This is a genomic window from Microbacterium aurantiacum, assembly GCF_021654035.1.
Lineage (GTDB): Bacteria > Actinomycetota > Actinomycetes > Actinomycetales > Microbacteriaceae > Microbacterium > Microbacterium aurantiacum.
Genome location: NZ_JAJPDW010000012.1, coordinates 1 through 10,803, shown reverse-complemented (window position 1 = coordinate 10,803; position 10,803 = coordinate 1). Strand labels below are relative to the sequence as shown.

The 10,803-nt window shown below is 67.1% G+C and carries 11 protein-coding genes; 6 read left to right on the top strand and 5 right to left on the bottom strand.

From position 1 onward, the window contains the following. Positions 1 to 263 precede the first annotated feature (263 nt). The 3 genes from LTL01_RS14475 to LTL01_RS14465 form a co-directional block, all read right to left on the bottom strand. A complete protein-coding gene (locus tag LTL01_RS14475) occupies positions 264 to 980 on the bottom strand; it encodes a class II aldolase/adducin family protein (RefSeq protein WP_062633823.1) in 717 nt (238 codons plus the stop codon). A 95-nt stretch (positions 981 to 1,075) separates the two neighbouring features. Then, positions 1,076 to 2,263 carry a thiamine pyrophosphate-dependent enzyme gene (locus LTL01_RS14470; RefSeq protein WP_236969049.1) on the bottom strand — a complete coding sequence of 396 codons (1,188 nt, stop codon included), beginning with the start codon at positions 2,261 to 2,263 and terminating at the stop codon, positions 1,076 to 1,078. Positions 2,264 to 2,554: 291 nt separating this feature from the next. Beyond that, positions 2,555 to 4,009 carry an aldehyde dehydrogenase family protein gene (locus LTL01_RS14465; protein ID WP_062633835.1) on the bottom strand — a complete coding sequence of 485 codons (1,455 nt, stop codon included), beginning with the start codon at positions 4,007 to 4,009 and terminating at the stop codon, positions 2,555 to 2,557. A gap of 265 nt (positions 4,010 to 4,274) precedes the next feature. On the opposite strand from LTL01_RS14465, the gene LTL01_RS14460 reads away from it, so the two are divergent. Genes LTL01_RS14460 through LTL01_RS14435 form a run of 6 tightly spaced genes read left to right on the top strand, consistent with a single transcriptional unit; the run spans position 4,275 to position 8,905 of the window. Then, positions 4,275 to 5,717 (top strand): Rieske 2Fe-2S domain-containing protein, encoded by a 1,443-nt coding sequence (locus LTL01_RS14460; protein ID WP_228164524.1) that lies wholly within the window; start codon positions 4,275 to 4,277, stop codon positions 5,715 to 5,717. Further along, positions 5,714 to 6,304, top strand: a complete 591-nt coding sequence (locus LTL01_RS14455) for a 3-phenylpropionate/cinnamic acid dioxygenase subunit beta (RefSeq protein WP_062633826.1) — start codon at positions 5,714 to 5,716, stop codon at positions 6,302 to 6,304. Before LTL01_RS14460 ends, LTL01_RS14455 begins: the two co-directional genes overlap by 4 nt. Beyond that, complete coding sequence (locus tag LTL01_RS14450) at positions 6,301 to 6,645, top strand: hypothetical protein (protein ID WP_085603657.1); 345 nt, start codon at positions 6,301 to 6,303, stop codon at positions 6,643 to 6,645. The genes LTL01_RS14455 and LTL01_RS14450 overlap by 4 nt, the downstream gene beginning before the upstream one ends. Further along, positions 6,626 to 6,820, top strand: coding sequence for a ferredoxin (locus LTL01_RS14445; protein WP_062633830.1), 195 nt, complete (start codon positions 6,626 to 6,628; stop codon positions 6,818 to 6,820). The genes LTL01_RS14450 and LTL01_RS14445 overlap by 20 nt, the downstream gene beginning before the upstream one ends. A gap of 10 nt (positions 6,821 to 6,830) precedes the next feature. Continuing rightward, positions 6,831 to 8,069: an NAD(P)/FAD-dependent oxidoreductase gene (locus tag LTL01_RS14440; protein ID WP_062633832.1), complete on the top strand. Its 1,239-nt coding sequence runs from the start codon at positions 6,831 to 6,833 to the stop codon at positions 8,067 to 8,069. After that, a complete protein-coding gene (locus tag LTL01_RS14435; protein WP_005050739.1) occupies positions 8,066 to 8,905 on the top strand; it encodes an aldo/keto reductase in 840 nt (279 codons plus the stop codon). Before LTL01_RS14440 ends, LTL01_RS14435 begins: the two co-directional genes overlap by 4 nt. 99 nt (positions 8,906 to 9,004) lie before the next feature. On the opposite strand, the gene LTL01_RS14895 is transcribed toward LTL01_RS14435, so the two are convergent. Both LTL01_RS14895 and LTL01_RS14425 read right to left on the bottom strand, forming a co-directional pair. Continuing rightward, a complete protein-coding gene (locus tag LTL01_RS14895) occupies positions 9,005 to 9,829 on the bottom strand; it encodes an IclR family transcriptional regulator (protein WP_005050741.1) in 825 nt (274 codons plus the stop codon). 138 nt (positions 9,830 to 9,967) lie between these two features. Further along, positions 9,968 to 10,333, bottom strand: a complete 366-nt coding sequence (locus LTL01_RS14425) for a hypothetical protein (protein WP_062633834.1) — start codon at positions 10,331 to 10,333, stop codon at positions 9,968 to 9,970. Positions 10,334 to 10,803: the final 470 nt, after the last annotated feature.

Here is a 10,803-nt window from a genome sequence, read left to right as displayed (position 1 = left end):
CGATAACGCTGCACCCGAGCGCCCCGCCGAGACGATCCGGCGGGGCGCTCCCGTGTCCACCCCCCGGCCCGTCAAATGTCCGACCCCCCCTACTACTGTTGTGTGTGTCAGATACACAACATGGCGCGAGCCGTTAGGCGCGGGCGGCGTGTGCCGGCATGCCGGACCGCCCCACCAGGGGCGAACGGCCGGCTTCGCCGACGCGATGACGCGCCGGCCGCGAGCGGGCGGATTTGCTCAGCGCGCCTGGAGGAGGCGCGCTTTCAGACGCTCTCCCCGCGCCTGGCGTTGGCTCTCCAGATCTCCCAGGCCCTCGTGAGCTGCCCGTTGTTGGATTCCGCGGCCGCGGCGCCCTCTTCTGCGGTGAGGGCGGTGTAGCCGCCGAGCTGACCGGCCGTCACCTGTGCTCGGGCGTTGAGGTCCGCGTAGACCGCGCGGGCGACCGCCTGCGGGATCGAGTCGCCCACGGCGACGAATCCGTGTCCTCGCATGAGTGCGACCGCCGCGCCCCCGAGGGTCGCAGCAAGGTCCGCGCCGAGCGAACCGCTGCGGATCAGCAGGTCGCTGGAGGACCCGACGCTGTCACGGATCTCGAAGACCGGGACCGCTTCGCCGAGGAAGCCCGCCATGTGCCACACCGCCTGCAGAGGCGTCCTGGAGATGCTGAAGGGCACCATCGACGCGGAGTGGCTGTGGACAACGGCCTGGACATCGGCGCGTGCCCGGTAGATCTCGCCGTGGATGAATCGTTCGAGATAGCTCGGTCTGTCGTCCGCGGTCGTCCCGTCCAATCCGATCACCTGAATGTCGTCGGGCGTGACGAGGCCGGGGGCCAGGTTTCTGGAGATGAGGAACCTGCTCGGGTCGTCGGGGTCACGGACGCTCACGTGGCCGAAAGCATCGAGGATGCCGTGGCGGACGAGAATGCGATTCGCATCGACGAGATCCTCTCGAACCCCTAGTCGATCACCAGTTGACATCCTTCATCGCTCCCTACTGCAGACGTACGTGTCGCTGTCAGCCCGAACACGCGGCTCACTCACCGTATACGGCGCTGTCACTCCTGCTCGACATCTCACGCGAACGCCTGCCCGAAGACCCGGACATCGCCCATCGCAGACGCGACCTGGATCAGCGTCGGCCCATCCTCGGCGAACGCGGCGGCGAACGCGCTCTCGAGCTCCTCCGGGTTGGACGCCCGCCAAGACTTCAGTCCCAGGCTTCGGGCGTACGATGCGTGGTCGATCGGGGGCCGGAAGGTCCAGCGCATCGCATCCTCTGCGCCGGGCTCTCCGAGCGAGCTGCCCATCGCTCCCGTCACGGTCGCGACGTCCCGCCAGCCCCCGTTGTCGAGGACGAGGTAGACGACCGGAACGTCGTACGCGGCAGCGGTGTGGATCGCTGTGGAGTTGAACATGAACCCGCCATCGCCGAGGACGGCGATCACTCGACGATCGGGACGAGCCATCTGGATGCCGACCGCCGCCGGCGCGCCCCAACCCTGAGCACTCGCCTTCCCCGAGAGGCCGAAATACGTCCACGGTGCGCCATAGTCGACGAGTGTGTCGATGAAGCCCTCCGCGGATCCGCACTGGTTGACGACGATCGTCTCGGAGCCGCCGAGGCGATGGATGAGGTCCGCGATGTGGGCCGCCGATACCGCGCCATCAGCCTCGCCGAGCAGGCGCGACCGCAAGGCTTCGCGGCCCGCTTCCCAGCGCTCTCTGAGCCCTCGCACCCGCCCGCCCGAGCTCACGGGTACCGCTCCGCCTTCAGCGAGGCGATCGGCGACCGCATCGAGCAGGCGCCCGGGGTGGCTGAGGATGCCGACCTGACCTGCGTACTGCCGGCGCAGAGCGAGCGGGTCCACGGTGACCTGCACCACGAGGCTGTCACCGAAATCCGGCAGGGGCATCGCCAGCCCCTCGGTGAGCTCGGCGCCGAGGAGGACGACGACGTCTGCGCCCTCCAGTGCAGGGCTCGATGCGGTCAGCTTGCCGACGTACCTCGGAGTGGTGTTCGGGAAGGCGAGGTCGGCGCCCTTGATCTCCCCGAGCACGGACGCGTCCACCAGGTCGGAGAGCCTTTCCAGCGCGGCAATCGCACCGTACCGCGCGACCTCTGTCCCCACCACGATGACCGGACTGGCCGCCGTCCTGAGAATCTGGGCGAGACGCTCTACCGCATCCGGATCGAGCGCCTCATGCAGATACTCGGTCACCGGTCCCGGGGTGAACTCGATCTCCTCTTCCAGAAAGTCCATCGGAATGCCGAGGTGCACCGGACCGTAGGGAGGGGTGGAAGCGATCTGGAACGCTCGCTCGAGGAACTCCGGAAGCCGCTCCGCCCGGGGGATCTCAGCCGACCACTTCGTGTACTGCTGTGTCGCCTCTGTGATGGCCCGGGGAACGTTTTCGGCGCCCAGGCATCCCTGCAGGCGGCCTTCGCCTCGACGGGGTTTGCCCGAGGCTGACGGGAACAGCGCCTCCCAGCACCGCCGGCATGGATCGCGCCGCGCTTGCTGCGACGACGTACAGCGCGCAGCGCTGCCCCCCTACGAGAGCAGAACGGTCACGGTCTTCGTCTCGGTGTACGAGATCAGTTCGTCGAGGGACTCCTCGCGGCCGATCCCCGAAGCCTTCACCCCTCCGAACGGCAGTCCCCAGAAGTGCCGGCTGCCACTGTTGACGAGGATGTAGCCGGCCTCGATCTGCCGGGCGACGACGTGGGCGCGCGTGACGTCGCGCGTCCAGATGCTCGAGGTGAGCCCGTACTGGACGCCGTTGGCGATCCGTACGGCCTCCTCGTCGGCGTCGAAGGTGGTGACGGAGAGGACGGGGCCGAAGATCTCGTTCTGCTCGACGAACGACCCGGGGCTGACACCGGTGAGCAGCGTCGGCTCGACGAACCACCCCTCATCGAGGCCGGCGGGACGGCCGCCGCCCGTCGCCACGGTGGCACCCGCCTTCCTGCCTTCGGCGATGGCGCTGATGGACTTCTGGAACTGTGCCTCCGACACGAGCGGGCCCATGTCCACGGACGGGTCCAGCGGGTCTCCCACCCGGATCGCGGCCATGCGCTCGGCGACCCGGCCGATCACTTCGTCGGCCACCGAGGAGTGCACGAGCAGGCGGCTCGTCGAGCCGCAGCTCTGTCCGGCGACCCACGTGAAGTTCATACCCGCGACGGCACCGGCCGCAGCCGCCTCCAAATCGGCGTCGGCGAAGACGATCTGAGCGTTCTTTCCGCCCAGTTCGAGCGACACGTGCTTGACTCCGGTCTCGGCTGCATCCCGCTGGATCGATTGCCCCGTCGCGGTGGACCCGATGAAACCGATCCGGCGGACCTCGGGATGACGCACCAGCGCGCGTCCGGTCACCGCGCCGCGACCGCTGACGGTGATCAACAGATTGTCCGGGAGGATCCCGACCGCGAGCTCGGCCAGGCGCAACGAAGACAGCGGCGTCTGGTCCGGGGCCTTGAGGACCACGGCGTTGCCGGCGACGAGGGGCGCGGCGACCTTCGCCGCCGCGAAGAAGAAGGGATGGTTGAACGCACCGATACGCGCGACCACTCCGTAGGGCACCTGCATGGTGTAGTGGAGGTTCGTGCTCACCGGAATCGTCCGGCCACCGAGGTCGAGCGCCATGTCGGCGAAGATCTCCATGAGTTCCGCCGCCGCGTCCACATCGCCCCTCATCATCGAGAGGGTGAACCCGCCGTCCAGTGCGTCGAGAGTGGCGAGCTCCTCACGGTGCTCTCGGATCGTCGCAGCGAGTTGCCGGATCACGGCGGCCCGGGCTCGGGGCGGCATCGCGCCCCAGGCCGGCTGCGCAGCCTGCGCCGCCGCCACCGCGCGCCCGACCTCCTCCTCGGAGAGGTCGGGGGCGGAGGTCAGGGGACGCCCGGTCGTGGGGTTCTCGACCTCGTAGCGCGCGGCACTGGCCCACGGCTTGCCATCGAGAGTGACGGTCCATTCCCGGTCTGCGACATCGGTCGACGGGCTCATCATTGACTCCTCGTTTCCAGCAGAAGCGGTTTCTGTGTTCCAGAGGAGCATGCCCACCCTCTGGGACGGGAGGATGGTCCTCGCAGCCGCGACGCATCGCCTCCTCCTCCGAGCGCGGCCGCGAAGGCCTTCCTCGGGCCCACTTGACGTAAGGCGCGCGTGTGTGGCAGAATCAATTTCTGCACATCAGAAACTATGCCTCGGCCCGCTTCGACGTGCGACGTCGGAGCGGTGTCGAAGCATTACACTACGGATAGGCGCGACGATGAGCACTTCCAGCATGACGATCTACGACGAGATACGTCGCGGAATGATACCGGCGTACATCTACAACGACGCGGAGATCTTCGCGCGCGAACGAAAGAACCTTTTCAGCCGCGCCTGGCTGTTCGTGGGCCACGAGTCCGAGATTCCTCAGGCCGGCGACTACGTCGTCCGGCGAATACTCGACGACTCGTTCATCATCGTCCGCGACGAGAAGGGTGAGATCCGCGCCCACTTCAACATGTGCCTGCATCGCGGCATGCAGGTCTGCCGGGCCGAGATGGGGAACGCCTCGCACTTCCGCTGCCCGTACCACGGGTGGTCCTACCGCAACGACGGACGCATCGTCGGACTCCCCTTCCACGAGGAGGCCTACGGCGGCGAGGCCGGGTTCAGCCGAAAGGGCGCACGGCTCCTGCCGGCGCCGAACCTCGGTATGTACAACGGCCTGATCTTCATCAGCATGGACCCGGATGCGCCGAGCCTCGAGGACTACATCGGCGACTTCAAGTTCTATCTCGACTACTACACCCGGCAGAGCCCCAGCGGCATCGAGCTCCGGGGCCCGCAGCGGTGGCGCGTCAAGGCGAACTGGAAGATCGGCGCCGAGAACTTCGCCGGCGACATGTACCACACGCCCCAGACGCACACCTCGGTCGTCGAGATCGGGCTGTTCCGCGAGCCGAAGGCCGAGAAGCGCAAGGACGGCAACACATACTGGGCCGGCAACGGAGGCGGCACGACCTACAAGCTCCCGCCGGGCACGCTCGAGGAGCGGCTGCGGTACGTCGGCTACCCGGACGAGATGGTCGAGCGGATGAAGGCGACCTGGTCTCAGGAGCAGCTCGATGTCATCGGCCGCGACGGGTTCATGATCTCCGCGGCCTCGCTCTTCCCGAACATGTCCTTCGTCCACAACTGGCCCAAGGTCGAGGAGGGTTCGGACGAGGACGTGCTCCCGTTCATCTCCATCCGGACGTGGCTTCCGATCAGCGAGGACGAGACCGAGGTGTACTCCTGGTTCGCGGTCGACGCTGAGGCTCCGGAGGAGTTCAAGGCACTGTCGTACAAGGCCTACCTGATGTGCTTCGGGTCGACGGGCATGTTCGAGCAGGACGACGTGGAGAACTGGGTCTCGCTCACGAACACGGCGAAGGGATCAATGGCGCGGCGCCTGCTCCTGAACAGCCGCATGGGCATCCTCAAGGATGGATCGCCGGTCGTCGAGCCGCTCGGCCCCGACCAGTTCGCCGGCCCCGGCGTCGCGCACGTGGGCTACGGCGAGTACAACCAGCGCCATCTGCTCCACCGCTGGGCGGACTACCTGGAGTCGGAGTACGAGGGCGTCGACTTCCGTGCCCTGTCGATCGGCGGCGAGCCGCCACTGGATGTCGAGCCCCGACCTGCGGGCATCACGAACAATGGTCAGAAGGTGGTCCGATGATCGAGGAGACCGGCAAGGCAGTTTCCGAAGTCTCCCGGCTTCGCAAGTCGTCAACCCTCGCCGACCGGGTGGGCTCGTCCCTGCCCTTCACGAGCGAGCTGCACGCCACGATCCATCGCTGGCTCGTCGAAGAGGCCTACACTCTCGACCAGCAGCGGTATGAGAGCTGGCTGGACATGCTGACGGAAGACATCCACTACGTCATGCCCGTCCGCGTGACCACCGCACTCGGCACGCCCTTCAGCACGTCCCCCGGGATGGCGCACTGGGACGAGAACAAGTACTCGCTCAGCCGGCGCGTCGCACGGTTCCTTACCGAGCATGCCTGGACCGAGGACCCTCCGTCCCGGCTGCGTCACTTCGTGACCAACGTGCGGGTGTTCGAGACCGACGTGCCCGGCGAGGTGCTCGCCGACTCCGCGATGCTGCTGTTCCGCAGCCGAGGAGACGTGAACGAGCCGTCGATCATCTCCGCCCACCGGGAGGATGTGTTCCGTGACGTCGGAGGCGAGTACAAGCTCGCGCGCCGCGTCATCCTCGTCGACGAGTCGGTGCTGCGCACCCAGAACCTGGCGATCTTCCTGTGACCCTGGAGTGGGAAGGCGCCGACGTCGATCGGGCCGCCGCGATCGCCGCCGCCGAGGAGCGCGCACGTTTGGTCGCGCGCACCGTCGGCGAGCCGCTCACGATCGCCAACGAGTTCTCTGAGATCACGGTGAGCCGGGTCGAGACCCGCAACGGGACGCGTCTGCTCATCGACTCTCCGAAATCCGGACAATGGATCGCACTCGACCCGCTCGAGCTGGAGGCGCTCACCTGGCAGACCGTCCAGACGTTCTCAGCGATGATCGGGTCGCCGTACGCGCCCGTGTTCCCCGACCCCGACCCATCATCAACGAGGAATGACCATGGCCACGGTGAAGGCTGACCTCTCCCTCTGCCAGGGCTACGCGAACTGCGTCGTGGCCGCGGGAGACTACTTCGACATCGACGACGACGGCAAGGTCGTGCTCTTGCAGCTCGAGGTGCCGGACGCGGAGCGCACTCGCGTCGAGGAAGCCGCCCGAAGCTGCCCGGTCTCGGCGCTGTCTGTCGAGGGTTGAGCCGATTCGCATGTCTCACGTCGTCGTCGTCGGTGCTTCCGTCGCCGGAGTCAAGCTCGTACAGAATCTTCGTTCGGAGGGGTTCACCGGCGCGATCACGCTGGTGGACCAGGAGAGCCATCCCCTCTACGACCGTCCCCCGCTGTCGAAGAAGTACCTCAGCGGCGCCGCATCCGACCCGGAGATCGCGCTGACGACGGCGGAAGCGCTCGAAGGCCTGCGGGTCGAGACCCGTTTCGGCGTCGCCGCGACCGAGCTGGATCCTGCCGGCAAGACGCTGACGCTCGCCGACGGCAGCGAGCTGACCTACGACATCCTCGTCATCGCGACGGGTGCCCGAGCTCGCCGAACCCCGTGGGCTTCCACTCCCGGCGTCCACGTGCTGCGTACCCGCGCCGATGCCGACGAGCTGCGCAAGGAGCTCGTTCCGGGCCGCCACCTCGCGGTGGTCGGCGCCGGATTCATCGGCGCCGAGGCGGCCGCCACAGCGCTTGCGGCCGGTGTCAAGGTCACCATCATCGAACCGATCGGTGCTCCGATGGGCCGGGCGATGAATATGGAAGTGGGCGGTATCTTCGCGGAGAAGTACCGCAGGGAGGGTGCTGAGCTACGCTTCGGCGTCTCCGTCGAGAACGTCGAGCGCACGGGTGACCGCGTCCAGGTCACGCTCACCGATGGCGCGACGCTGGATGTCGACGCTGTCCTGCTCGGTATCGGAGCGGTCGTCAACACGGAGTGGCTCGAGTCGTCGGGCCTCGCGCTGGATAACGGTGTCGTCTGCGAAGGCACGCTTGCCGCCGTCGGCGTCTCCCACGTGTATGCGATCGGCGACGTGGCACGATTCATGAACCGACGGCATCCCGACCCGATCCGGTTGGAGCACTGGACGAGCGCGACGGATCAGGCGCTGATTGTCGCGCATAACATCGCTCACCCGGATGACCTGCGCAGCTACGACCCGACGGAGTATGTGTGGAGCGACCAGTACGACTGGAAGATCCAGATCGTCGGGCATACCGGATCTGATCACTGGACGATGGTGGGCGACCCTGCGCAGGACCGCTTCGCCGTCGTGTACGGCGAGAGCCAAGGGCAGGCCGAAGGTGCCGTCATCGTGAACTGGCCGCGTGCCCTCGTCGACGCCCGCCGCTCGGTCGCCTCGCGAGCGAAGGCGGACGAGCTGATACATCGGCTGCGCGCCCTCCTCGAGCCCTCGAGCACGGCTCCGGCGAAGGCGGCCGCCCGATGAGAGCTGACGACACCACCCTCCCCCTCCTGCACGGTCACCGCATCCCGCGAATCGGGGTGGGCACGTGGCCACTCACGGGAGACGAGTGCGCAACGATGGTCGAGAAGGCGGTCGGCTACGGTTACCGCCTGTTCGATACGGCGTACAAGTACGCGAATGAGGAGGCCGTCGGTGCCGGTCTGCGTGCATCGGGCATCCCTCGTGACGAGGTCTTCATCACGAGCAAGTTCAACAAGGAGGACCACAGCGTCGAGGGAGTGCAGCGCGCGTACGACCGATCGCTGAAGACCCTTCGCGTCGACTACCTCGATCTGTTCCTGATCCATTGGCCGGTTCCGGCCCTCGACCGATACGTCGAAGCGTGGAAGGGTCTGGTGAGACTGCTCGAAGAGGGACGAGTGAAGGCGATCGGCGTCTCCAACTTCAAGTCTCACCACCTTCAGCGCGTCGTCGACGCGACCGGTGTCGTCCCCGACGTCGATCAGATCCAGCTCAGCGTCGACATCGCCCGTGTCGAACAGCGCAGCTTCCAGCGCGCTCACGGCATCCTGACCGAGGCGTGGAGCCCGCTCGGACGCGGAGGAGCCCTGCTGTCCGATCCCGCGGTGACCGCGATCGCGTCGAAGTATGACAAGTCGCCCGCACAGGTCCTACTGCGCTGGCACATCGAGGAAGGGATCGTTCCCGTCCCGCGCGCCGGCGATGAGAAGCATCTCGCGCAGAACATCGACGTCTTCGATTTCACGCTCAGCTCGGAGGATATGGCGACGCTGAGTGGGCTGGATCAAGGCGAAGAAGCCGCCCGCGACCCGGACGATCCGGCCAACGGGCACTGAGGCCCACGGCGGCGGGTCGGTCGCTCCCGCAGCCACGCTCATCAGCGGCGTGTTCGCGTGCGCAGCGCATCCATGGGCGCTACGACGACCCGGGCCGGTTCACCCCAACAGTTCGGCGAGGCGGATCGCGGCGTCCTGCAGTGACCGCGCTAGGGACTTGACCTTGCCCGGCGGTAACCGCTGCACGGGCGCGGAGGCGTTGATCGCCAGTCGCAGTCCCGACGAGACGTGGACCGGGACCGCGACGCTCGCCACGCCGTCCTCGCTTTCCTGCCGATTCACGGCATAACCGTCCAGTCGTGTCCGAACCAGTTCGGCGACGAGTTCGTCTCGGGAACGTATGGAGTTCGGTGTGACGATCTCGAGCTGCTCGTCCGGGTACAGCCGGAAGAGCTGCTCGTCGCTCAGCTCGGCAAGCAGCGCCTTGCCGGTCGAGGTGCAATGCGCCGGCAGGGTCTTGCCCAGTCTCGAAACCACGCGCACGGCCACATCGGGCTCGGCAACGGCGAGGAATCGGACATGGTTGCCCTCGAGCGTGCCCAGGTGGCAGGTCTCACCGAGGGCGGCGCTGAGGTCCTCGAGGATCGGCTGCGCCAGTCTCGGGACATCCATCCTGCGCAGCACCGAGAAGGCCACCGTCGTCAGCGCCGGGCCAGGGCCGTAAGCCTTGGTCACCGGGTTCTGCCGCACGAAGCCGCGCCATGCCAGCATCGCGAGAAGTCGGTGCGCGGTCGAGGTCGCCACCCCGAGGAGGGCACCGGCGTCCGTGAGCCGCAGCTCGTGCTCCTCACCCAGCAGCAGGATCAGCTTCAGCGCGTTGTCGACCGACTCGATCGGATACTGGGGTGGATCGCCCGGCGACCCGAGCTGTCGATTCTGCACGGCAGAAAGCTTACTTGCAACGTGGGCGCGCTCCTCCTGCACCGCGCGCTCCGATGCCGACCCGACAGGCGGGAGGATCGTCTCCGCGGTGCCACTGCAGCCCGTGCCACCCCACGCCGCCCGCGTGGCTCCCTGTGACGGCCCCGACGGCCCAGGCGCTCTACGGTCGGAGCAGGACCTTCAGGCTGCTGGACGCGTCGCGGGACTGCTCGAAGGCGGCGGCGGCATCGTCGAAGGCGAACTCGTGGGTCGCCAGCGGCGACAGATCGATCCCCTGGGCGTCGGACGCCTGACGATCGACTCGAGGACGGCCTCGTACTCGCGATGAGCGATGGCGAACGACTGCGGGTGCCACAACTGATAGATGTGTAAGCAGCGTTCCGGGTAGGAGTCCACTACCCGCCCCAACGGGATGTCTGCACGCGCGACGCAGCAGCGGAGGAACGCGTGGTGCGCCACCAGCCAGGCGCCCATGTCACCGACTGCCAGCGCCGCATCCATTAGCGTCCCGTACTCGCGCGAAGCGCCGATCTCGGAGCGCAGCATCCGTCCACCGTCCGGCGCGCGCCTAAGGACTCCAGCTGAAGCCGGACACCGTAGAGCTGGTCGACCTCTTCTACGTCCGGGTGATACACCGTCGCTCGGCGATGGTATCGGCCTCGTTTGAGCCTTTCTTCCCGCAGCAAGCGAAACGCCTCGTGCAAATGACCTCCCCGTCGATCCAGGTCTTTCAACTTTCCATCCTGCGTGAGGCGGCAGTGGCGGTGACACTCCACTGCTCGGAAGAGCACTATTTCGCGCTATTGATCCGGACCCCGATGGTCGGAAGCTGTTCAGTGCCGCGTCATCGGCGCAATACGCTGGGAGACGGGGCTTCCTCTGCCCCGGGAGGACACCATGCAACCAGATAACCTCACGGTCACGGCTCGGGTGGCGCGCACAGCCGTCCCCGGGCGGCTGGACGATCTCACCGAGTGGGCGCATGGTTTCACCGGCCGGGCCCAGTCGTTCCCCGG